The 22,870-nt window shown below is 66.6% G+C and carries 18 protein-coding genes; 10 read left to right on the top strand and 8 right to left on the bottom strand.

From position 1 onward, the window contains the following. The 6 genes from M2299_RS14565 to grxC form a co-directional block, all read right to left on the bottom strand. Positions 1 to 762, bottom strand: coding sequence for a sulfite exporter TauE/SafE family protein (locus M2299_RS14565; RefSeq protein ID WP_099841981.1), 762 nt, complete (start codon positions 760 to 762; stop codon positions 1 to 3). 27 nt (positions 763 to 789) lie between these two features. Further along, a complete protein-coding gene (locus M2299_RS14560; protein WP_025878130.1) occupies positions 790 to 1,698 on the bottom strand; it encodes a LysR family transcriptional regulator in 909 nt (302 codons plus the stop codon). Positions 1,699 to 1,751: 53 nt separating this feature from the next. Beyond that, a complete protein-coding gene (locus tag M2299_RS14555) occupies positions 1,752 to 2,495 on the bottom strand; it encodes a cysteine hydrolase (RefSeq protein WP_025878128.1) in 744 nt (247 codons plus the stop codon). Positions 2,496 to 2,714: 219 nt separating this feature from the next. Continuing rightward, on the bottom strand, positions 2,715 to 3,719 hold the full coding sequence (locus M2299_RS14550; RefSeq protein WP_033830456.1) for an isocitrate dehydrogenase: 1,005 nt from the start codon (positions 3,717 to 3,719) through the stop codon (positions 2,715 to 2,717). A 350-nt stretch (positions 3,720 to 4,069) separates the two neighbouring features. Then, complete coding sequence (locus M2299_RS14545; RefSeq protein WP_005408260.1) at positions 4,070 to 4,462, bottom strand: carboxymuconolactone decarboxylase family protein; 393 nt, start codon at positions 4,460 to 4,462, stop codon at positions 4,070 to 4,072. Continuing rightward, positions 4,459 to 4,749, bottom strand: coding sequence for a glutaredoxin 3 (gene grxC, locus M2299_RS14540; protein WP_025878124.1), 291 nt, complete (start codon positions 4,747 to 4,749; stop codon positions 4,459 to 4,461). Before grxC ends, M2299_RS14545 begins: the two co-directional genes overlap by 4 nt. Positions 4,750 to 4,841: 92 nt before the next feature. On the opposite strand from grxC, the gene M2299_RS14535 reads away from it, so the two are divergent. The 9 genes from M2299_RS14535 (at position 4,842) to lpxH (ending at position 18,929) form a co-directional block, all read left to right on the top strand. After that, positions 4,842 to 6,542, top strand: coding sequence for a M48 family metalloprotease (locus tag M2299_RS14535; protein WP_181950205.1), 1,701 nt, complete (start codon positions 4,842 to 4,844; stop codon positions 6,540 to 6,542). Positions 6,543 to 6,658: 116 nt separating this feature from the next. Beyond that, positions 6,659 to 7,348: a phosphate regulon transcriptional regulator PhoB gene (gene phoB / locus M2299_RS14530; RefSeq protein ID WP_025878121.1), complete on the top strand. Its 690-nt coding sequence runs from the start codon at positions 6,659 to 6,661 to the stop codon at positions 7,346 to 7,348. Positions 7,349 to 7,453: 105 nt separating this feature from the next. Further along, a complete protein-coding gene (gene phoR, locus M2299_RS14525) occupies positions 7,454 to 8,785 on the top strand; it encodes a phosphate regulon sensor histidine kinase PhoR (RefSeq protein WP_025878120.1) in 1,332 nt (443 codons plus the stop codon). Between the two features lie 4 nt (positions 8,786 to 8,789). Next, on the top strand, positions 8,790 to 10,877 hold the full coding sequence (gene ppk1, locus M2299_RS14520; RefSeq protein WP_025878118.1) for a polyphosphate kinase 1: 2,088 nt from the start codon (positions 8,790 to 8,792) through the stop codon (positions 10,875 to 10,877). Between the two features lie 686 nt (positions 10,878 to 11,563). Beyond that, positions 11,564 to 13,090 (top strand): exopolyphosphatase, encoded by a 1,527-nt coding sequence (ppx, locus tag M2299_RS14515; RefSeq protein WP_025878116.1) that lies wholly within the window; start codon positions 11,564 to 11,566, stop codon positions 13,088 to 13,090. 315 nt (positions 13,091 to 13,405) lie between these two features. Then, positions 13,406 to 16,333 carry a TonB-dependent receptor gene (locus M2299_RS14510; RefSeq protein WP_280884575.1) on the top strand — a complete coding sequence of 976 codons (2,928 nt, stop codon included), beginning with the start codon at positions 13,406 to 13,408 and terminating at the stop codon, positions 16,331 to 16,333. 166 nt (positions 16,334 to 16,499) lie between these two features. Further along, complete coding sequence (locus tag M2299_RS14505) at positions 16,500 to 17,645, top strand: glycosyltransferase family 1 protein (RefSeq protein WP_280884574.1); 1,146 nt, start codon at positions 16,500 to 16,502, stop codon at positions 17,643 to 17,645. Beyond that, the gene (locus tag M2299_RS14500; RefSeq protein WP_025878111.1) at positions 17,626 to 18,165 is read left to right on the top strand and encodes a phosphatase PAP2 family protein; all 540 of its coding nucleotides are present in this window, start codon (positions 17,626 to 17,628) and stop codon (positions 18,163 to 18,165) included. The genes M2299_RS14505 and M2299_RS14500 overlap by 20 nt, the downstream gene beginning before the upstream one ends. Positions 18,166 to 18,182: 17 nt before the next feature. Beyond that, entirely contained in the window at positions 18,183 to 18,929 is a 747-nt protein-coding gene (gene lpxH / locus M2299_RS14495) for a UDP-2,3-diacylglucosamine diphosphatase (protein ID WP_180831509.1), read from the top strand. Between the two features lie 87 nt (positions 18,930 to 19,016). Here the strand turns inward: lpxH and M2299_RS14490 are convergent, their stop codons facing one another. Next, entirely contained in the window at positions 19,017 to 20,270 is a 1,254-nt protein-coding gene (locus tag M2299_RS14490) for a zinc-dependent metalloprotease (protein WP_025878107.1), read from the bottom strand. 226 nt (positions 20,271 to 20,496) lie between these two features. Between M2299_RS14490 and M2299_RS14485 the strand changes: the two genes are divergently transcribed. Next, complete coding sequence (locus tag M2299_RS14485) at positions 20,497 to 21,963, top strand: DUF2235 domain-containing protein (RefSeq protein WP_100436578.1); 1,467 nt, start codon at positions 20,497 to 20,499, stop codon at positions 21,961 to 21,963. A gap of 74 nt (positions 21,964 to 22,037) precedes the next feature. Here the strand turns inward: M2299_RS14485 and M2299_RS14480 are convergent, their stop codons facing one another. Further along, positions 22,038 to 22,862, bottom strand: coding sequence for a ferritin-like domain-containing protein (locus M2299_RS14480; RefSeq protein WP_032977403.1), 825 nt, complete (start codon positions 22,860 to 22,862; stop codon positions 22,038 to 22,040). Positions 22,863 to 22,870 lie beyond the last annotated feature (8 nt).

The following is a 22,870-nucleotide window of genomic DNA, read 5'->3' as shown; positions in this document are numbered from 1 at the left end:
TCATCCCGCCACCCCACGGGACAGCAGCAACGGCAGCGACGAGGCCAGCATGGCCACACCGGAAGCGGTCAGCAGGCCGAGGACGATCTGCCGGAAACGCGCCTCACTGATACCGATATACAGCTTCGCCCCCAGCAGCGTGGGTACCAGCATCGCCGGCGCGACAATGGCGAAGTACGGCAGCATCTGCCGGGTGACCATGCCGGTACCGACATAGGTGGCCATGGTCACCGCCAGCATCGCCAGATTGAAGTTCTGGATGACCGCGCGCTGCTCGTCCTTGCCGAAGCCGCGCAACGTGCTCCACAGGGTCGGCACCGGCCCGGCGAAGCCACCGATGCCACTGAGCACACCACCGGCCATGCCGGCCAGCGCGTCGCCGAACCGGCCGCCAACGGTGACCGGTGGCAACGAACGCGCCATCAGCATCACCGGGCACCACAGCGCCAGGAAACCTCCCAACAGCGCCTTGAACCAGGCCATGTCCAGCTGCGGCAGCACCAGCACGCCAAGCGGAATGCCCGCCAACCCACCGAGCACGAACGGCAGCAGCAGGCGCAGGTTGAAGCCACGGCGCACGGTGAATACCGCCAGCAACTGGCCGACCAGCGCGCCGAACACCGACAGCGTCGCCGCAAGCCGGGGATCCAGCCCCCACGCCCAGAACGACATCGCGACCATGCCGAACGCGAATCCCGACAGGCCCTGCACGAACCCCGCGACGATCGCGCCCAGCGCGACCAGCAGATACACCGGCTCCATCCCCACTCCTCACCACTGCCGTGCGACTTACCCTGCCGCACCCGACGCTGCAGCGTAATGCGTGGCGAGATGATCGACCAGCGCGCGCACCTTCGGCGCCAGCGCACGCGCATGGGGATACAGCGCGAAATAGCAGCGCGTGCCACCGTGCCAGCTGGGCAGCACGCGGATCAAGCGGCCGGCGCGAAGATCTTCCTGCACCGTAAGCGCGGTGAACAGACTGATGCCCATCCCGGCCAGCACGGCCGCATACAGTGCCGGCGTGGCGTCCACGCGCAGTCGTTGGCCTGCTTCCACGCTGGCGATGACACCGCGCGGTCCGTGCAGCTGCCACGGCGTCATCGCCGCAACAGGGTTGAACCCCAACAAGGTGTGGTTCTGCAGGTCGGCCACCTGTCGAGGCAGTCCCTGCCGGGCGAGGTACGCCGGTGCCGCAACCAGGATGCGCGGGCATCGCGCCAGTTCACGGGCGACCAGCTGACTGTCAGGCAGGGACGGTGCGATGCGCAGGGCGAGGTCGAAGCCCCCGCCGACCACATCGACCAGCTGATCGTCGGCCGACAGTTCCAGCGCAACCTGCGGATAGCGCGCCAGGAAGCCAGGCAGCCAATGCGGCAGCTCCTGGCTGGCGACCACCTGCGGCACGCTGACCCGCACGCGCCCGCTGGGCTGGGCCTGGCCGGCCCGCGCACGGTCATCGGCGGCCTCCAGCCGGTCAAGCAGCGCCACCGCCTCGCGGTAGTAGTCGCGCCCGGCCTCGGTCAACGACAGCCGCCGGCTGTTGCGATCCAGCAGCCGCACCTGCAGGTGCTCTTCAAGTTGACGCAACTGCCGCGACATCGCCGAATGGGTGGTACCCAGCCGCTCGGCGGCGGCAGTGAAACTGCCGGCGTCGACGATCGCGCGCAGGGCTCGCAGGGCGGCGAAATGGTCCATCGGCAGCGCGCTCCAGTCGGCGGGGCCCGCAGGCTGCGGACCCCGCCAGCTTATCAAGTGCCGTTGCCTGCCTTGCGCACCGGCAGGGCCAGAATCGCCGAGGTGGTCATCACATCGCCAAAGGCATCCTCGATCTGCGCCAGCGACGCCTCATGCAATGCGCGATGGCCGATGGTCCCGCCATTGGCCAGATCAAGATCACGGCTGGCAGAGGCATCGGAAGCCACGATCACCCGATAGCCGCGCGGCGCCGCAGCAGCATCGCGTGCAGCACCGGCAACGCAGGCGTGGGTCTGCAGCCCGGTGACGATCAGGGTGTCGATACCGGCATCCTTCAACACCTTGTCCAGGGCCGCTGCCGAGGTACCGGCGAACACGCTGACGTTGTCCTTCTGCACCACGGTCTCGCCCTTGCGCGGTTGCATGTCACGGTGGAATGCGGCGTTGACACTGCCTTCTGCAAACAGCGGCGCGCCTGCCGGCAGTACGTGCTGCACATGGATCACGCGGATGCCGTTGGCATCAGCGAAGTCGACCACACGACGCGTCTGCCGCAGGGCCGCTACACCATCGGGAATGACCATGCGACCACCGGCGAAACCGGACGCGGCGCTGGCGTCGAAGTACTCGTTCTGGAAGTCGATCACCAGCACGGCCGTCTTCGCTGCGTCGAGCGAGGTGGCAGCCGCAGCGCCGGCCATATGGCGGATGGTGGGGTGGACCGGCTCGGCGGCGACAACCGGGACGGTGGCAGCCATGCCGATCAGGCCGGCCAGGCCGAAAGCAGTGAGGTTCATGGTCAAACTCCTGTGCGGTGGAAAGTGGGCACAGGATGAGGAGCATTGAATGCACGAACCAGCCGCCGTTGAGCACACAATCTGTGCGGTTTTCGCACAGATCATTTTCATTGCAGATGATGCCGCCATCCACGCATGGCGTGGATCTACTGGCCGGTGAAACGCAGCGGGGCGCCCGAAGGCGCCCCGCTGTGGACCCAATCGGAGTCGAACCGCCGCTTACAGGCGGCTGGCGATCGCCTTGGCGAAGCCCATCGTGTTGCCGGTGCCGCCGAGGTCGCCGGTCAGCGAATCCTTGGCTTCCATCGTGGCGACGATGGCCTTGCGCAGGCGCTCGGCGTTTTCCGGCTGGCCGACGTGGTCCAGCATCTGTGCCGCCGCCAGCAGCAGGGCGCATGGATTGGCCTTGCCCTGGCCGGCGATGTCCGGCGCGGTGCCGTGCACGGCTTCGAAGATCGCCGCGTCCTTGCCGATGTTGGCGCCCGGGGCCAGGCCCAGGCCACCGACCAGACCGGCGCACAGGTCGGAAATGATGTCACCGAACAGGTTGGTGGTGACGATCACATCGAACTGTTCCGGACGCATCACCAGCTGCATGCAGCAGTTGTCGACGATCATTTCCTGGAACTCGATGTCCGGGTACTGCGCGGCGACTTCGCGCGCCACGGCCAGGAACAGGCCCGAGGTCGACTTGATGATGTTGGCCTTGTGCACGGCGGTGACCTTCTTGCGGCCGACACTGCGGGCCAGCTCGAAGGCGTAACGCACGATGCGCTCGGAGCCCTTGCGGGTGATGCGGGTGCCGGAGAAAGCGGTCTCGCCGTCGGCCGACACTTCCTGGCCTTCGGCCAGGTACGCACCTTCGGTGTTCTCACGAACGGTGATCAGGTCGACGTTGTCGAAACGCGACTTGGTGTTCGGGAAGGTGTGGGCCGGACGCACGTTGGCGTACAGGTCGAAGTGGCGGCGCAGGCTGACGTTGATCGAGGTGAAGCCGCCACCAACCGGCGTGGTCAGCGGGCTCTTCAGCGCGACCTTGTTGCGCGCGATCGATTCCAGGGTCACCGCCGGCATCAGATCGCCGTGCTTCTCCAGGGCCACCAGGCCGGCGTCGGCGTCTTCGTACTCCAGGCCAGTGTTGAGCTGGTCGAGCACGAACAGGGTGGCGTCCATGATTTCCGGGCCAATGCCGTCGCCGCGGATGACCGTAATTTTCTGCGTCATTGATCGATGTTCCGAACAGGGGGAAAAACGCCGTCCGGACGTGCCCGGAAACGCCGGCGCAAAGGAAGTTTCACCCGCAATTATGCCTGAGCCGGGGCCGAGGTCCCAAATAGACCATGGTCCCAGTCCCCGGCTCAGGCAGAATTGCCCGCGCATTCCTCCTAATCCCCGCGCCTTCGGCGCGCCCCCTTTAACAACAAGGGGGCTCCTGGGCTGCGGGATCGCGGGGAGGCCCGGCGCATGCGTGGTAGTGCCGGCCGCTGGCCGGCAACCTCTGCCGATTTGGGTCCACCAGATGCCGGCCAGCGGCCGGCACTACCAGAGGGCCCGGTTCGCGGGAGCGGCCAAGCTCAGTGCTCGTGCGCTGCCGGGGCGGCGGCGCCACCTTCGAGCTGGTCGAGGAAGTCCACCGCGCGGCGCAGGTGCGGGATCACGATCGAGCCGCCGACCACCAGGCCTACCGAGAAGGTCTCGAAGAACTCCTCACGGGTGACGCCGGCGTCCTTGCACTGGGCCACGTGGTAGCTGATGCAGTCGTCGCAGCGCAGCACCATCGAGGCCACCAAGCCCAGCAGCTCCTTGGTCTTCACGTCAAGCGCGCCGGCCTGGTAGGTCTGCGTATCCAGCGCGAAGAAGCGGCGCACCACCTGGTTCGGCTCGCCCAGGATGCGTTCATTCATGCGCTTGCGGAAGTCGGTGAACTCGGCGATCCGGTCCTTGCTGCCGTCGTCGGCCGCGCTCATGCCTGGCCCTGCCCGGCCAGCAGCGGCTCGAGCTTGCCTTCACGATGCAGGGCCATCATGTCGTCGTAGCCGCCCACGTGGACGTCGCCCACGAAGATCTGCGGGACGCTGGTGCGGCGGGTCTTGGCCATCATCTTCTCGCGCTCGACCGGATCCAGGTCGATGCGGACCTCGGTCCATTGCTGGCCCTTGCTCTTGAGGAAGTTCTTGGCGGCCACGCAGTACGGGCAGACGGCGGTGGAATAGATGGTGATGGCGGGGGTAGCGCCGGCGGACTGGGCTGTCACGGGAAACTCCACGATGGATCGACGGTCCATATATGGTACCGGTGCGCTGGAATTTCCACGCCACGCCCGCAACACTGTGGATTGATTAACGAATGGTTGCCCCCTGCCCTGCCACGCTGGGCCGACCCTGCCCGAGGACCGACCGCTTGCGACCCCTGCTGCTCACCGCTGCCCTGACCCTGGCCCTGGCCGCCCCGCTGGCGCAGGCCCAGGAGAAGCTGCCGGACATCGGCTCCTCGGCGGGCGAACTGCTGACCCCGGCCCGGCAGGCCGAGTACGGCGCGATGATGCTGCGCGAACTGCGCAACTATGGCTACCTGCTGGACGATCCCCTGGTCAACGACTGGCTGCAGACCATGGGCACCCGCCTCGGATCCAACAGTGACCAGCCACGCCAGCCCTACACGTTCTTCGTGATGAAAGACCGCCAGATCAATGCCTTCGCCACCCTCGGCGGCTATATCGGCGTCAATGCCGGCCTGGTGCTGACGGCCGAGCGCGAGGACGAGGTGGCGGCGGTGCTGTCGCACGAAATCGCCCACGTCACCCAGCAGCACGTGCTGCGCGGGGTCGAGCGCGCCCAGCGCGACCAGATCCCGATCCTGCTGGGGATGCTGGCGGCGGTGGTTGCCGCCCAGGCCAGCAACAGTTCGTCCTCGGGCAACGCGACCATGGCCGCGATCAGCTCGGGCATGGGCCTGATGCAGCAACGGCAGATCGACTACACCCGCTCCAACGAATCGGAGGCCGACCGGCTGGGCATCCGCACGCTGTCGCGCAGCGGCTACGACGTGGATGCGATGGCCGGCTTCTTCGAACGCATGTCCTCGGCGATGCGCGGCAACGATGGCGGCTACAGCGTTCCCGACTTCCTGCGCACCCACCCGGTCAACACCACCCGCATCAGCGAGGCCAAGGCCCGTGCCGAACAGATGAAGAAGGACACGGTGCTGCTGACCACGCGCACGCCCAGCGGCGAGCGCAAGGAACGAGTGGATCCCGCCGACCCGACCTTGGGCGATCCGCTGCTGCGCGGCATCAACCCGCTGCTGCCCGGCAGCGTGCTGCGGGTTCCGATCGGCCAGCTCAGCCGCGGCGCCAGTGGCGATTTCAACTGGGCCCGTGAGCGCCTGCGCGTGCTCAGCGCCGACAGCCCGGCCGACCTGCAACGCGAGTACACCGATCTTGCGCGCAGGCAGAAGGACGGTCTGGATGACGCCCAGCGCTATGGCCAGGCGCTGGCCACGATGCGCGGTGGCCGCAGCGGTGCCAGCCAGGCCCGGCAGACCCTCACCGACCTGCTGAAGACCCACCCGGACAGCCTGTGGGTCGCCCTGGCCCTGGCCGAAGCGGAGTCGCGCACCGGCCAATCCACCCAGGCCAATGCGCGCTTCGAGCAGCTGCTGCACGAACACCCCAACAGCCGGCCGGTGGCCCTGACCTACGCCGAGATCCTGAACGAGCAAGGAGGCCAGGCCGCGGGCCAGCGCGCGCAGGCGATGCTGCGCCCCCTGCTGTCGCAAAGCGGTAACGATCCGGTCTTCCAGCAGCGCTACGCCCGCGCCAGTGAACTGGCCGGCGACAGTGTCCGCGCCAGCGAGGCCTATGCCGAGGCGGCGTTCCTGGGCGGGCGCCCGGAACAGGCCCTGATGCAGCTGCAGGCACTCAAGCGCAACCCCGCGCTGGACTATGTCGGTCGGGCCCGGGTGGATGCGCGGATCGAGTCGATCACGCCCACCGTGCTCGAGCTGCGCCGGCAGGGCGTGCAGGACCCGGATCTGGACCGCCGCTGAGTGCGGCATGACCGGCAGATGGCAGCAATGCCAGATGCCGGCCAGGCAGTCACAAACATGTCATCAAACCGTAGTCTACTGGCACCACTCCAGTAACTGAGCCCTACGGTGCCCTCGTGCAGAAACGCATCCTGATCGTCGATGACGAGCCCGCGATCCGCGAAATGGTCGCCTTCGCCCTTCGCAAGGGCGATTACGAACCTGTCCACGCCGGTGACGCCCGCGAGGCCCAGACCGCCATCGCCGACCGCGTCCCCGACCTGATCCTGCTCGACTGGATGCTGCCCGGCACCAGCGGCCTGGACCTGGCCCGGCGCTGGCGCAAGGAAACCCTCACCCGCGAAGTGCCGATCATCATGCTGACCGCGCGCGGCGAAGAGAACGACCGCGTCGGCGGCCTCGAAGCCGGTGTCGACGACTACGTGGTCAAGCCGTTCTCGGCGCGCGAACTGCTGGCGCGTATCCGCGCGGTCATGCGCCGCGCCCGCGACGATGACGAGGACGGCAGCGTGGCGGTGGGTGCGATCCGCATCGACGGTGCAGCCCATCGCGTGTTCGCCAACGACCAGCCGGTGCCGATCGGCCCGACCGAGTACCGCCTGCTGCACTTCTTCATGACCCACCCGGAGCGCGTGTATACCCGCGCGCAGTTGCTGGACCACGTGTGGGGCGGCAGCGTGTATGTGGAAGAACGCACCATCGACGTGCATATCCGCCGCCTGCGCAAGACGCTGGAACCGTTCAACGCCGAGAACATGGTGCAGACCGTGCGCGGCGCCGGTTACCGCTTCTCCACCGCAACCTGAGCCTCGTCGTGCCGGCGCCGTGCACCCCACGGTGCCGGCGTCGGCAACTCTGCTATAACTTCCGGTTCACCTGCGTGAACCGCCGCAACCCACGACGAGACCGCAATGCCCCGCCACATCCGCTCTGCCTGGTTGAAGACACTGGCCACCGTGGCCACCGTGTTGCTGTTGGCCGGTCTGGTCGGTTGGTTCACTGGCCACCTGTGGCTGTGCATCGCGCTGGCGGCACTGGCGACGCTGGTCTGGCACTACTGGCGGCTGCGCCGCGTGCTGCGCCGGCTGACCGCGCGCCAGCGCTGGGACACCGCCGCCGAAGGCACCGGCGTCTGGAACGAGCTGGACCGCCTGCTGTACCGCAACCAGGTCGAGATGCGCGTACGCAAGCGGCGACTGCTGGACATGCTGCGCAGCTATCGCGCTGCAGCGGCCGCGCTGCCCGACGCCGTGGTGGTGCTGGACCGCAACAGCCAGCGCGTGCAGTGGTTCAACGAAGCGGCCACGGCCCTGCTCGGCCTGCACCATCCGGGCGATCTGGGTGAGGCCTTGGTCGAACGCCTGCAGCCGATGCCGCTGGCCCACTGGCTGGCCGGTGGCCGCAATGCCGAACCGATCCTGGACGTGCCCTCGCCGGTCGATCCTGCGATCCGCCTGAACCTGCGCCTGATTCCCTATTCGTCCGACTACTGGCTGTTGATCGCCCGTGACGTCAGCAAGCTGCTGCGCCTGGAACAGGTACGCCGCGACTTCGTGGCCAACGTTTCACATGAGCTGCGCACCCCGCTCACCGTGGTCCACGGCTACCTGGACATGATGGACCCGGAGGACTTCCCGGGAACCGGACCGATGCTGGAGGAAATGCGCAAGCAGAGCCAGCGCATGGCCCAGCTGGTGGAGGACCTGCTGACCCTGTCGCGGCTGGAATCGCAGGAACACAGCGAGGCCGAGACGGTGGCGATGCAGCCCATGCTGGCCACCCTGCGCCGCGAAGCCGAAGCGCACAGCCAGGGCCGGCACCAGATCAGCATCGACGACCTGGCCGGCGTGGACCTGCAGGGCTCGACCAAGGAACTGCACAGCGCGTTCTCCAACCTGGTCACCAACGCGGTCCGCTACACCCCGGCCGGTGGCCGCATCGCGGTGGAGTTCCGCCGCGAGGGCGACGGCGTGGTGCTGGCGGTACGCGATACCGGCTACGGCATTCCGGCCACCCACCTGCCCCGCCTGACCGAACGCTTCTACCGCGTCTCCAGCAGCCGCTCGCGCGAAAGCGGCGGCACCGGCCTGGGCCTGTCGATCGTCAAGCACATCCTCGGTCTGCACCACGCACGCCTGGAAATCGACAGCGAGGTCGGCAAGGGCTCGGTGTTCGCCTGCCATTTCGATGCCGACCACGTGCGACCGCGTGAGTCCGCCCCCCTGACCTCCTTCGAAGAATGACGCCATGAGCAGCCTCGGATCCCTCCCCCTCCCCGTGAGCACGGACAGCGATCCGTTGCGCGACCCGGCGCTGTACATCAACCGCGAGCTGTCGCAGCTGGATTTCAACTTCCGCGTGCTGGCGCAGGCGATGGATCCGCAGGTGCCGCTGCTGGAGCGCCTGCGCTTCATGTGCATCTCCTGCACCAACCTGGATGAATTCTTCGAGATCCGCGCCGCTGCGGTCCGTCATGCACAGGAGTTCGGCCTGCCGCCGGCGCCGGACGGCATGAGCCCGCAGGCCATTCTCAATGCCATCCACGAGCGCGCCGCCGAGCTGGTGGACCAGCAGTACCGCTGCTGGAACCAGACGCTGCGCCCGGCGCTGATGGAGGCCGGCATCGGCGTGCTCGGCCGCAACTCCTGGACCCACCGCCAGAAGCGCTGGCTGCGTGCCTATTTCCGCAACGAGATCATGCCGGTGCTGTCGCCGCTGGGCCTGGATCCGGTGCATCCGTTCCCGAAGATCCTCAACAAGTCGCTGAACATCGTGGTGGTGCTGAAGGGCACCGATGCGTTCGGCCGCAGCGGCCATCTGGCCATCGTGCGCGCACCGCGTTCGCTGCCGCGGATCATCCAGCTGCCGGAAAAACTCGGCGGCCCGCAGAATTTCGTGTTTCTGTCCTCGGTGCTGTCCACCTTCGTGGACGAATTGTTCCCGGGCCTGGAAGTGCTGGGCGCCTACCAGTTCCGTGTCACCCGCAACTCCGAGCTGGTGGTGGATGAAGAGGAAGTGGAAAACCTGGCGCTGGCCCTGCGCGATGAGCTGGTGGACCGCGGCTACCGGCCTGCAGTGCGGCTGGAGATCGCCCACGACATGCCGCGCGACATCGTACGCACCCTGCTGCAGAACTTCGGCCTGACCGAGAACGCGGTGTACCGCATCGACGGACCGGTCAACCTCAACCGCATCATCCAGCTGTACGACCTGATCGCCCAGCCGGACCTGAAGTATCCGCCGATGACCCCGCGCACCCTGCGCGACAGCGACGGCATCTTCGAGACCGTGGCCCGCCAGGACCTGCTGCTGCACCACCCCTTCGACGCGTTCGCGGCGGTGCTCGACCTGATCCGCCAGGCCGCGCTCGATCCGAACGTGCTGGCGATCAAGCAGACCCTGTACCGCACCGGCAAGGACTCATTGATCGTCGATGCACTGATCCAGGCGGCGCGCGCCGGCAAGGACGTGACCGTGGTGGTCGAACTGCGCGCGCGCTTCGATGAAGAAGCCAACCTGGGCCTGGCCGATCGGCTGCAGGAAGCCGGCGTGCAGGTGGTGTACGGCGTGGTCGGCTACAAGACCCACGCCAAGATGCTGCTGATCGTGCGCCGCGAAGGCCGCAAGCTGCGCCGCTACGTGCACCTGGGCACCGGCAACTACCACAGCGGTACCGCACGCGCGTACACCGACCTGAGCCTGATCACCGCCGATGCGGACATCGGCAACGACGTGCACCTGCTGTTCCAGCAGCTGTCCGGGCTGGCGTCGAAGATGAAGCTCAAGCGCCTGCTGCAGTCGCCCTTCACGTTGCACACCGGGATCCTGGCGAGGATCGAGCGCGAGACGCGCATCGCCGCCGCCGGGCGACCGGCGCGGATCATCGCCAAGATGAACGCTCTCAACGAAGCGCAGGTGATCCGTGCGCTGTACGCCGCCTCGCAGGCGGGTGTGCAGATCGACCTGATCATCCGTGGCGCCTGCACCCTGCGCCCGGGCGTACCGGGCGTGTCGGACAACATCCGCGTGCGCTCGATCGTCGGCCGTTTCCTGGAACACAGCCGGGTCTACTGGTTCGGCAACGACGGCGCACCGGAGCTGTACTGCGCCAGCGCCGACTGGCTGGAACGCAACCTGCTGCGCCGGGTGGAAACCTGCTTCCCGATCCTCGACCCGGCGCTGGCCAAGCGGGTGTACCGCGAAGTGCTGCAGAACTACCTGGACGACAACCTCAACGCCTGGGAGCTGGATGCCGAAGGCATCTACCACAAGCGCGCACCGGCCCACGACGAAGCCCCGCATTCGGCGCAGATGGCGTTGATGCAGGGCCTCTGACCCGGTAGGTGGCCAGGTAGGTGCCAACCTTGGTTGGCACGTTTGGATTCATCCACGCATGGCGTGGATCTACCGTGTCGACCAAGGTCGACACCCACCAACAGCCGCGTGAACCTGTCGAAGGTCGACATATGCAGGCCCTTTGATCCGGTAGATGCCGACCTTGGTTGGCACGTTTGGATTCATCCACGCATGGCGTGGATCCACCGTGTCGACCAAGGTCGACACCTACCAACAGCCGCGTGAACCTGTCAAAGGTCGACATATGCAGGCCCTTTGATCCGATAGATGCCAACCTCGGTTGGCACGTTTGGATTCATCCACGCATGGCGTGGATCCACCGTGTCGACCAAGGTCGACACCCACCATGCGCAGGCCATGCCATTCCGACAGATCGCGAAAAACTGTCAAAGGCGGGGTGGGGCCGGTTGCGGGGGTGTCCGCGGCATGGATGCCGCGGTCAAGCCCCCATGGACGGGTTTACGGCGTCCCCCGCAACCGGACCCACCCCGCCATCCCACAGGAAGCCAGCTGTTGCTGTTGCTGTGCTGTTACGTTGAGGTTGCCGGCCAGCGGCCGGCACTACCGCTTCGGCGGGTGCAGGGCGCAGCCCTGCCGCACTCCCCCTCCAAAATGTGAAGGCCGCGCGGTGACGAGTTCACCGCCCCTTCGGCTAACATTCGCCCATGCCGCATACCACCACGACTCCGCCCGCATTGCAGGATGGCGACCTGCTGGCCGCCATCGACCTTGGCTCCAATAGTTTCCACATGGTCATCGCGCGTTACACGCTTGGCCAGCTGCGGGTGATCGACCGCCTGCGCGAAACCGTGCGCATGGCCGACGGCCTGGACGGCAAGGGTGGACTCTCCGCCGCAGCGCGACAGCGCGCGCTGGAGTGCCTGGCCCGCTTCGGCCAGCGCATCCGCAACGTCCCGCCGCATCGCGTGCGTGCACTGGCCACCAACACCGTGCGCCAGCTGCGCTCGCCGCAGGCGTTCCTGATGCCGGCCGAAACCGCGCTCGGGCACGCCATCGAAGTGGTCAGTGGCCGCGAGGAAGCGCGCCTGATCTACCTGGGCGTGGCCCATGCGCAACCGCCCAAGCCCGACCAGCATCGCCTGGTGATCGACATCGGCGGCGGCTCGACCGAGTTCATCATCGGCAAGGGCATGCAGACCCTGGAGCGCGAAAGCCTGCAGGCCGGTTGCATCGCCAGCACCCGTCGCTTTTTCCCGGGCGGCAAACTCAGCAAGAAGCGCTGGAAGGACGCACTGGCCGAGATTGGCCGGGAGTTCCAGCCTTTCGCCAGCAAATACCGCGCGCTGGGCTGGCAGGAAGCACTGGGGTCGTCTGGTACCCACAAGGCCATCAGCGAAATCTGCGCGACGATGAAGCTGAGCAAGGGTGCGATCACCGCCGAGGCGTTGCCGCAGCTCCGCGATGAGCTGTTGAAGGCCAAGAAGATCGACGACATCGTGCTGCCTGGCCTGTCCAGCGATCGCCGCCCGATCATCGCCGGCGGCATCCTGGTGCTGGAGGCCGCCTTCCAGGCGCTGGGCCTGCAGAAGCTGCTGGTCAGCAAGGCCGCGATGCGCGAGGGCATCCTCTATGACATCCTCGGCCGTGCCGGCGACAACGACCCGCGCGATGAATCGGTGGCCGCCCTCACCCATCGCTATGGCATCGATACGGTGCAGGCCGGCCGCGTGCAGGACACCGCGCTGTCGTTGCTGGAGCAGGTGCAGGAGCGCTGGAAGCTGGATGCCGATGACGCACGCATGCTCGGCTGGGCCGCACGCCTGCATGAGCTGGGGTTGATGATCGCCCACAGCGGTTACCACGTGCATGGCAGCTACGTGCTGGAAAACTCGGACATCGCCGGCTTCTCGCGGCAGGAACAGCAGATGCTGGCGACGCTGGTGCGCAATCACCGCCGCGGCATCAGCAAGACCGCCTTCGATGCCATTCCCGAACGCCTGCTGCTGACCGCACGGCGCCTGGCTGCCCTGCTGCGCCTGGCGGTCCTGCTCAACCGCGCGCATGAGGACGCACCGCTGCCGGTGCTGGAACTGACTGCCGACGACAGCCGCCTGTCGCTGATCGTGCCGCAGGACTTCATCGATGCGCGCCCGCTGCTGCGCGCCGACCTGATCGGCGAGACCGAGGGCATCGCTGGACTCGGCATCCAGTTCCGTCCGTTCGTGGTCTGAGCAGGCGACGGGACGCCGTCCGATCGCTGACCGGCGCCCGATTACATTTCGTTACAGTTCGCGCAATCGACCGCCAATTCCTGCTGCAACGCAGCAGCTGGCGGTGGCCGTGCCTGCCGCGTCTTCACGTAAACCCCTGCTTTTGTTCACATTTCGTGAAACAACGCGATGTGTAGCGACACAAACCGACACACGCTCTTTACAGGGCATTAACCAACGAGACTACTATCGGGTCATCGGCTCGGTCATGGACCGGCCGATTCCTTCGACGCCCGTTTTGGCGTCCTTTGCACGACCCGAGAGAGAGAGCTCGTCATGACTTCACGCACCACCGCACTGGGGCACGCCATCCGCTACGCCCTGGCAACCACCGCGACGCTGGCTGCGCTGCCGGCGTTCGCCCAGAGCAGCAGCACCGCTTCGCCGACCAACCTGGACCGCATCGAGATCACCGGTTCGCGTATCCGCCAGGTGGACGTTGAAACGTCGCAGCCGGTACTGGCGCTGACCCGCGCCGACATCGAACGCCAGGGCTTCAGCTCGGTGTCGGATATCCTGCAGAACGTGACCGCGATGGGCAGCCCGACCATCAGCCGTGCCAACGTGCTGTCGGCCGGTGAGGATGCCGGTGGTACCTACGTGAACATGCGCAACCTGGGCACCCAGCGCACGCTGGTGCTGGTCAACGGCAAGCGCCTGGGCATCAGCACCTCCGGCTACCAGGACGTGTCGACCCTGCCCGTGTCTGCGGTCGAACGCATTGAAGTGCTGAAGGACGGCGCCTCGGCCATCTACGGTTCCGACGCGATGGCCGGCGTGATCAACATCATCACCCGCACCAACGTCAACGGCGTCACCGCCAACGTCTACCACGGCCAGTACAGCGAGGGCGACGGCGCCCGTGATCGCGTCGACGTGGTTGCCGGCTGGTCCAACGACCGCTTCTCGGCCACCTTCGCTGCCGAACACTCGGAAGAAAAGGCCGTGTGGGCGCGCGACCGCGGCTTCAGCCGTTACGGCAACACTGACCGCCACCCGACCGATGGCTGGACCACCAACAGCCAGTGGGGCCAGTTCTACGGCGTGAAGGGCGGCCCGGGCTGCACCAAGGCAGCCGGTTGCGACTACGCGCTCAACCGCGGCACCGACCCGACCAACCCGGCGAACTACCACTTCACCGATCCGACCGCGTTCACCGGTGATGTCAGCAACACCAATGAACAGATGCACCTGAGCTACCCGATCAAGCGTGATTCGCTGTACTTCTCGGGCACGGCCAACATCACCGACAACGTCCGTTTCAAGGCCGAGCTGGGCTACAACAAGCGCTCCTCGACCCGCGTCACCGCCGGCTATCCGTTCGACACCGCCACCGCCAAGATCAAGGGCATGTCGGTGGACAGCTACTTCAACCCGTTCGGCAACCAGCACGGTTACGCCAAGCCCACCGAGGTGAGCTGGAACCGCCGCCTGTGGGAGGTGCCGCGCACCAGCACCAGCGAGCTGAAGACCTACCGCGCCGTGGCTGCGTTCGAGGGCTCGTTCGACATCGGTGAGCGCTACTTCGACTGGGAAGTGGGCTACCAGTACAACAAGAACGAACTGCGCCAGAGCACTTTCGGCAACCTGCACAAGGGCCGCGTCGAACAGGCTACCGGCAAGTCCTACCTGAACCCGGCAACGGGCAAGGTCGAGTGTGGTGCGCCGGGTGCGCCGATCGCCAACTGCATGCCGTGGAATCCGTTGATTCCCTATGGCGTGGAAAGCCCGTACGGCATGACCAACAACCAGGCCCTGCAGGACTGGCTGTTCCCGCCGGAGAACGCAACCGGCCGCACCACCTCCAAGAACGCCTTCGCCACCATCAGCGGCAGCCTGTTCACCCTGCCGGCCGGCGACCTGGGCTTCGCCTTCGGCGTCGAAAACCGCGAGGAAACCGGCAAGTTCGTACCGGACCCGCTGGCGCAGACCGGTGCCACCACCAACCTGGCCGCCGGCCCGACCGGTGGGTCGTACAAGGTGAAGGAAGCCTACCTGGAGTTGAACGTGCCGGTGCTGGCCGACCTGCCGGGTGCGCGTGAGCTGAGCTTGAACGCGGCGACCCGCTTCTCGGACTACAACACCTTCGGCAATACGCTCAACAGCAAGTTCGGCTTCAAGTGGAAGCCGATCGACCAGCTGCTGGTGCGTGGCACCTGGGCACAGGGCTTCCGCGCTCCGACCATTTCCGACCTGTACGGCGGTGGCTCGGAAACCTTCGCCAACTTCTCCGACCCGTGTGACAGCAAGTACGGCTCGGCCCGCAGCAGCGCCGAAGTGCGTGCCCGCTGTGCACGTGACATCGCCGATGTGGCCAACTTCCGCCAGCTGGACAACCGCAACCAGCCGACCGAAGGCTCCGTCGCCGCTACGCCGACGCCGTTCACCTCCGGCTCGAACCCGGACCTGAAGCCGGAAACCTCGACCAGCCGCACGTTGGGCGTGGTCTGGAGCCCGACCTTCATCAGCAACTTCAACGTTTCGCTGGACTGGTGGAAGATCCGCATCGACGACACCATCGTCGACGACAGCCCGAACCAGATCCTGATCGACTGCTATGAGCAGGGCCTGGCCGACCGTTGCGCGCGCTTCACCCGCAACGCGACCACCGGTATCGTCACCGGCCTGAAGTTCGGCAACCGCAATGCCGGCTTCATGGAAACGGAAGGCTACGACATGGACCTGACGTACCGCCTGGATACCGACTACGGCAAGCTGAGCACCTCGTGGTCGACCACCTACGTGGCCAAGGACGTCTTCCGCTCGTCCAACGACAGCACGATCGTGCCGACCGTCAACAACGGCATCGCCACCAACACCGGCATCGGCTTCCGCGTGCGTTCGAACCTGACCGTGGGCTGGGATCTGGAGAACTTCGGCGTCAGCTGGACCGCACGCTACTATTCCAGCGTCAAGGAACAGTGCGTCAACCCGGGCAAGTACGCCGACGAGTGCTCGGACCTGAACGTTGCAGCTCCCTGGTACAAGGGCACGCGCAACTACAACGAGCGTGGTTCGGTCACCTTCCACGACGTCCAGTTCCGCTACAACCTGCCGTGGGATGCCACCGTGTCGGTCGGCGCCAACAACGTGTTCGACAAGCAGGGCCCGGTCATGTACACCAAGCCGCGCTCGGTCTTCTCGTACTACGGCGGCTATGACATCGGTCGTTTCATCTACATGAAGTACACCCAGCGCTTCTGATCCACGCGCTGTCGTAACACCATGACCACGGCCCTTCGGGGCCGTGGTTTTTTTGTGCCGCTGAACTGCGCAGGCACCGCCTTGCCCGGTCGTCATCGCGTTGTCGCAAAGCGGTCATGTCGGCTACATCGCCAGGCCCGAGCATGCGTAAAACCGGAGGCCCGCCATGCGCTATGCCATCGTCACCGAAACCTACCCGCCGGAGATCAACGGCGTCGCACTGACCGTGCAGGGCCTGGAGCAGGGATTGCGCGCCGCCGGCCACGAGGTCGACCTGATCCGTCCGCGACAGGTCAGCGAAGCACTGGATGCGGCGCCGGGCACCCTGCTGGTACCGGGCGCGGCCTTGCCGCGCTACCCCGGCCTGCGCTTCGGCCTGCCGGCACCGATCCGGCTGGGCCGGCACTGGCGGCAGCAGCACCCCGATGCGGTCTACGTGGCGACCGAAGGTCCGCTGGGCTGGTCGGCACTGCGCACCGCGCGCCGCCTCGGCATTCCGGTGGCTACCGGATTCCACACCCGCTTCGACGAATACCTGCCCGACTATGGCGTGGCGTGGCTGCAGTCGGCGGCAATGCGCTGGATGCGCCGCTTCCACAACCAGGCCGACGCGACCCTGGTGCCCACCCGCGAACTGCAGGAATTCCTGAGCGACCAGGGCTTCGAGCGCGTGCGCCTGCTCGCCCGTGCGGTCGACAGCCAGCAGTTCGACCCATCACGCCGCGACCCGGCGCTGCGCGAGGAATGGGGTATCGATGGCACGGGCCTGGCGGCGATCTACGTTGGCCGCATCGCCGCCGAAAAGAACCTCGGCCTGGCGGTGAAGGCCTTCCGCAAGCTGCAGCAGGTGCGCCCGAAAGCGCGTTTCATCTGGGTCGGCGATGGCCCGGCGCGCGAGAAACTGGCGCATGAGAATCCCGATTTCATCTTCTGCGGCATCCAGCGCGGCGATGCCCTGGCCCGACACTTCGCCAGTGGCGATCTGTTCCTGTTCCCCAGCCGCAGCGAGACCTTCGGCAACGTGACCCTGGAAAGCATGGCAAGCGGCCTGGCCACGGTTGCTTTCGACTACGGCGCGGCCCGCGAGTACCTGCGCAACGGCGAGAACGGTGCCGCAGTGGATGACGACGAGCAGTTCGTGCAGGCAGCGGTGCAACTGGCTGCCGATGATGCCCAGCGCCGCGGGTTGGGTGGCAACGCGGCACGGGCGATGAAGCGGCTGCACCCGCAGCAGGTGGTGGCGGAGTTCGAAAGCCTGCTGGCGGAACTGGCCAGCGCGCGGAGGAGCGGACATGCGCACCACGCCGCTTGAGCTGCTGGCCGGTCGCGAAGCCCGGTTGTGCCGCCGCGCCAACCACTACTGCCGACGTCGCCGCGTGCGGCGCGTCTTTTCGATCATCAGCCGGCTCGGCGATGGCGTGTTCTGGTATGTGCTGATGGGCGCGCTGGTGCTCATCGATGGCTTCGACGGCCTGCGCGCATCAGTGCACATGGCCGCCACCGGCCTGGCCGCGCTGCTGCTGTACAAGGGCCTGAAACGCTGGACCCGGCGGCCACGGCCGTACGCGGCCGACCTGCGTATCCGTGCCTGGGTGGCGCCGCTGGATGAGTTCAGTTTCCCGTCCGGCCATACCCTGCACGCGGTGTCGTTCACCATCGTCGCGCTGGCCTACTATCCTTGGCTGGCGCCGCTGCTGGTGCCGTTCACCTTCGGCGTGGGCCTGTCGCGCGTAGTGCTGGGCCTGCACTACCCAAGCGACGTTCTGGCTGCCACCGGCATCGCTGCACTGCTGGCCTCGGCCAGCCTGGCCTGGCTGCCGTTGCCGGTGTGATGCCCTAGAATGTCCGCATGACCACGCTGTTCATCTCCGATCTGCATCTGGACCCCAGCCGTCCGGCCATCACCGACCTGTTCCTGCGCTTCCTGCGCGAGGAAGCGCCTGGCGCCGATGCGCTGTACATCCTCGGCGATCTGTTCGAAGCCTGGATCGGCGATGACACCCCCTCGGCCGCAGCCGACGCGGTGGCCGATGCGCTGAAGGTACTGTCCGACAGCGGCGTGCCGGTCTTCTTCATCCGCGGCAACCGTGACTTCCTGCTGGGCGAAGACTATGCCCGCCGCGCCGGCCTGCGCATCCTGCCGGACCCGTGCATGATCGAGCTGTACGGCCGCTCGGTGCTGCTGCAGCACGGTGACCTGCTGTGCACCGATGACATCCCCTACCAGCAGTTCCGTGCCCAGACCCGCGACCCGGTCTTCCAGGCGCAGTTCCTGTCGCAGCCGCTGGAAGCGCGTATCGCCTTCGCGCAGAAGGCGCGTGATGCCAGCCAGGCGCGCCAGTCGGAAATGAAGCAGGGCGACCGTGCGCAGTTCGAAACAGTCACCGACGTGGCCCCGGCCGAAGTGGAAGCCACTTACGTGCGCCACGGCGTGGACACGATGATCCATGGCCACACCCATCGCCCGGCGATCCACACCCTGCAGGCCGGCGGACGCAGCTGCACCCGCATCGTGCTGGGCGACTGGTACGAACAGGGTTCGGTGCTGCGCGTGGATGCCAACGGCTGGACCCTGGATACGCTCAGCCGCGCATGATGGATCACAGGATGCCAACCAAGGTTGGCATCTACCAGAGCAGGTGCACGCGCCCTGGTAGACGCCGACCCTGGTCGGCGCTTGGACTCAGCGGAAGGCCGCGATGGTGGCCTTGGTATTGACCAGCACGCGCTGGTTGTCGGCACTGCTGGCGATGCCCATCGGCACGCCGTTGTAGCTGATGTTCGGATTGGACCAGTAGTTCAGCCGCGGGCAGCCGGCCGAGCAGTCATAGGCCATGATCGTGCGCCAGCGCGATCCGCTGGCCGGCTCATAACGATAGCCATGGCCATAGGCATACGGCGACGTGCTCGGATCACTGGCGATGTCGTGCCGTGCGCTCTGCAGGTGGCCGATTTCATGGGCGAACGAGTAGTAGCCGGTGGCGCAATCCCAGTACACCGCAGCAAACGCGGTCGATGCGGTGGAACCGATGCCCGACGCCAGTCCGCAGTAACTGGTGTTGTTGATCAGCAGTACGCCGACGTCGGCGGCGGTGTTGTTGCGGCTGGTGTGGATGCTGTCCATGTAGCCGTCGCTGGTGCCACGGAAGCGCGACAGGTCGGTGGTGAAATTGCCGGACTCGGTGTAGTTGGTGGTTTCATAACCGGCCAGCTGCAGGGTGAGGCCTACGTTGCTGTTGGTGTAACCCTGGTTGGATTCGGCAACCGCCAACTGCACCAGCGACTGCATGTTGCCACCGTAGGCGGTCACTGCCGCATTGGTTGCCACCACCAGCACGCGGATGGTCGCCGGGCTGCCTGAGGAGGCCTGCGCAGTGCCGAGGCGATCATTGGCAGGCATGGCGATCTTCGGCAACTGGTTGTAGTCGGCCGGATGATCGGCCGGCATCCGCGATTCATCCACCTCGACCAGCACGTGGCGATTGCCCAGCGGACGCAGACGATAGAGTTTGCCGTCCTTGCGGATCGAGCCGGTGAGGGTATTGCCCGAGCGCACCAGGATCAGCGAATTGCCCGGATCGTCCTGGCCATTGGACGTGGCCGCCTGCAGGCGATCGGACGGAGCGCGCAACTGGCCGTACCAGATGCTGCCACCATCGGGCAGCGCCTCGACCTTGCTGCGAACGGCCTGCACCTTCTGCCCGAGCAGCTCGAATTCCAGCTGCGGCTGCGCGGTGGCGGCAGCATCGACACGCACTTCCTGTACGGCGGCGGTGGACGGGGTGGCCAGCAATCGCCCCAGTGCCGGCTCGCTGGTGGCCGATGCACGGCTGAGCACGGTGACCGGCTCGAACAGCGGCGCCGCATGGGCGGCCGCGGCTACCGACAATCCCAACAACAGACCACCTGTCGCTTTACCTATCGATCTGGACATCATCTTGTCGCTCCTTGAAGTGAAGTGGACAGCGTTGATGCAGCACGACCCGGGGTGCCGGGTCCGGCCATCAGGCCTGCGCAGAGCGTGTGAATTCAATAGACGAGAGGAATGGAAATCCCGATCTGTGATCGACCGCATCTGCGTTCAGTCAGGTCAAAAGCGTCAGTACACTTCGCCAACACACGGCTTTCGCGCTACCGTGACGTGGCCACGACAGGGGATGCACATGGCGCCAGCGCAGCACAGCGGTGACACGACGGCTGATCCGGGCCTGCTGCGGATCGGCCTGTTCTTCGATGGCACCCGCAACAACGCACACAACCTGGCGCAGGGCCACCGGCAGGTGCCGCGACCGCGCCCCGCCCTGCTCCGTGCCGATGATGATTCGACCTACCAGAGCCGGTTGACCAGCAGCTACGACAACGGCGCCACCAACATCGCGCGCCTGCATCAGTTGTATCCGGACAGCCGGCGCACGCCCGGCAGTACACCTTCGCTGGCGATCTACGTGGAAGGCGTCGGCACCCGCGATGATGCCGAAGACGACCTGATCGGCCTGGCCTTCGGTATCGGCGCCAGTGGCGTGCAGGCGAAGGTGCAGCGTGCGTTGCAGGTGCTGTTGCCGGCGGCACTGACGGCTCTTGCGTCGCAGTGGCGCGCGCCCCTGCACAGCGTGCAGCTGGATCTGTTCGGCTACTCGCGCGGCGCGGCCTCCGCGCGTGATGTGGCCAACCATCTGCGCGGATGGGACGGCGCGCGCTGGCGACAGCTGCTGCAGCAGGCGGGGCTTTCATGCAGCGCCGATTTCGCCCTGCCACGGCCGATATTGCGCTTCATCGGCCTGTTCGACACGGTGGTCGCCGTCAACGGCGGCCGCGCCGACGAACACCCCCGCATCGCCCTGCCCGCAGGCATCGCCGAGGCCGTGCTGCAGCTCAGTGCGCGCGACGAGCATCGCCAGCACTATGCGCTGACCACGGTGGCACCAGCCCATCCCGAAATCGCACTACCCGGCGTGCACGCCAACATCGGTGGTGGCTACGACCAGGTGGAAGAAGGGCCCAAGCTGCTCAGCCGGCCGCGGCGGCAGCAACTGCGCCGGCCTGGCGTGGAGGACTACCAGACACCGCCCCTGGCACTGCTGCAGGCGACCACCGCGTACGCTGAAGCACAGGCCGACGCCGAACGCTGGCGGCAGCAGCTGGGGTTGAACCCGAAGGAAGTGTGGGTCGATGTCTGGCACCAGTGGCAGCAGCAGCGACGCGCGGGCAGCCGCAGCGTGCTGATGTCGCCGGTGCTGTACGTCACCGCTGCGGTGGTGCTGCACCGGCGCATCGATTGGCGCTACCAGCTGGTTGCGCTGCAGGTGATGCAGCAGCACGCCATCGCTGCCGGCGTGACCTGGACTACCGACGCGGCCAAGGTGGCGGGTTGGGAACTGCCCAGCGCGCTGCAGCCGATCGCGCGCCGCCTGATTGCCGGCCAGCCGTTGACCCCGACGCAGGAAGCGTTGCTGCGCCGCCGTTACCTGATGCAGTCCGCACACTGGAATTTCGATGCGCTGGGCGATACCGCCCTGACCTACACTGCCGACGCCGGTGTCAGCGAGCTGCCGTATCGCCCCGGGCCGGGGCTGTTCTACATCAACCGGCCGACGGTGGATGGCAGACGCCTGGTGTTGCCGAACGCATGAGAACCAAAAAGGGGACGGAGGGAATCAAGCCGTTTGTGGCACAAACGACTTGATTCCCTCCGTCCCCTTTTCCTTCAACCCGCCTGTTCGACCAGGTTGGCGAGCTCATCCGCATCGAACCCGGCCAGCAGGCGTGCCTCGATGTTGAACGGCCCGTGCAGGTAGCCACCGGCATACTCGACCAGCAGTTCCTTGAAACGCGCTCGTGGCTCGACGCCGGCGCGCTCGCAGTACCAGCGGAACCAGCGCGATCCGGCGGCAACATGTGCAACCTCCTCGCGCAGGATCACCTCCAGCACGTCGGCGGTTTCGCCATCGCCGACGTTGCGCAGCTTGTCGATCATGCCCGGGGTCACGTCCAGCCCGCGCGCTTCCAGCACGCGCGGCACCAGCGCCATCCGCGCCAGGCCGTCGTGCGCGGTCTTCTCGCACATTTCCCACAGGCCGTTGTGCGCAGGGAAATCGGCGTACTCATGGCCATGTGCCAGCAGACGCTCGCGCAGCAGCATGAAGTGGCGCGATTCGTCGTCGGCGCAGCTCACCCAGTCGGCATGGAACGCAGCCGGAAGACCGCGGAAGCGGTACACCGCGTCCCAGGCCAGGTCGATCGCATTGAGCTCGATATGGGCGATGGCATGGATGAACGCCGCACGCCCTTCCACCCCGCCCAGGCCGCGCCGGGGCACTTCACGCGGATGCACCATCACCAGCTGCGGCGGCCGGCCCGGCATGCGGATCGGATCGGCCGGCGGTGCATCGGCCGGTACGTTCAAGCGGCCCGCGCGGAACGCGGCAGCGTAGGCCTGGGTCAGTGCGACCTTGCGCAGCGGATCGGCTTCGGCCAAGCACTGCTGCGCGGCGCGCAGCAGATTGCCGCCGACGTCAGGCACGTCGATCACCGCATGGA

Origin of the sequence: Stenotrophomonas sp. 1278, assembly GCF_029892765.1 — a bacterium.
Lineage (GTDB): Bacteria > Pseudomonadota > Gammaproteobacteria > Xanthomonadales > Xanthomonadaceae > Stenotrophomonas > Stenotrophomonas indicatrix.
This window is presented reverse-complemented; position numbering and strand designations above follow the sequence as displayed.

Coding starts and splice junctions, on each gene's coding strand:
- M2299_RS14565 (WP_099841981.1), bottom strand. CDS start 762: ATGGAGCCGGTGTATCTGCTGGTCGCGCTGGGCGCGATCGTCGCGGGG.
- M2299_RS14560 (WP_025878130.1), bottom strand. CDS start 1,698: ATGGACCATTTCGCCGCCCTGCGAGCCCTGCGCGCGATCGTCGACGCC.
- M2299_RS14555 (WP_025878128.1), bottom strand. CDS start 2,495: ATGAACCTCACTGCTTTCGGCCTGGCCGGCCTGATCGGCATGGCTGCC.
- M2299_RS14550 (WP_033830456.1), bottom strand. CDS start 3,719: ATGACGCAGAAAATTACGGTCATCCGCGGCGACGGCATTGGCCCGGAA.
- M2299_RS14545 (WP_005408260.1), bottom strand. CDS start 4,462: ATGAGCGCGGCCGACGACGGCAGCAAGGACCGGATCGCCGAGTTCACC.
- M2299_RS14535 (WP_181950205.1), top strand. CDS start 4,842: ATGGTTGCCCCCTGCCCTGCCACGCTGGGCCGACCCTGCCCGAGGACC.
- phoR (WP_025878120.1), top strand. CDS start 7,454: ATGCCCCGCCACATCCGCTCTGCCTGGTTGAAGACACTGGCCACCGTG.
- ppk1 (WP_025878118.1), top strand. CDS start 8,790: ATGAGCAGCCTCGGATCCCTCCCCCTCCCCGTGAGCACGGACAGCGAT.
- ppx (WP_025878116.1), top strand. CDS start 11,564: ATGCCGCATACCACCACGACTCCGCCCGCATTGCAGGATGGCGACCTG.
- M2299_RS14510 (WP_280884575.1), top strand. CDS start 13,406: ATGACTTCACGCACCACCGCACTGGGGCACGCCATCCGCTACGCCCTG.
- M2299_RS14505 (WP_280884574.1), top strand. CDS start 16,500: ATGCGCTATGCCATCGTCACCGAAACCTACCCGCCGGAGATCAACGGC.
- M2299_RS14500 (WP_025878111.1), top strand. CDS start 17,626: ATGCGCACCACGCCGCTTGAGCTGCTGGCCGGTCGCGAAGCCCGGTTG.
- lpxH (WP_180831509.1), top strand. CDS start 18,183: ATGACCACGCTGTTCATCTCCGATCTGCATCTGGACCCCAGCCGTCCG.
- M2299_RS14490 (WP_025878107.1), bottom strand. CDS start 20,270: ATGATGTCCAGATCGATAGGTAAAGCGACAGGTGGTCTGTTGTTGGGA.
- M2299_RS14485 (WP_100436578.1), top strand. CDS start 20,497: ATGGCGCCAGCGCAGCACAGCGGTGACACGACGGCTGATCCGGGCCTG.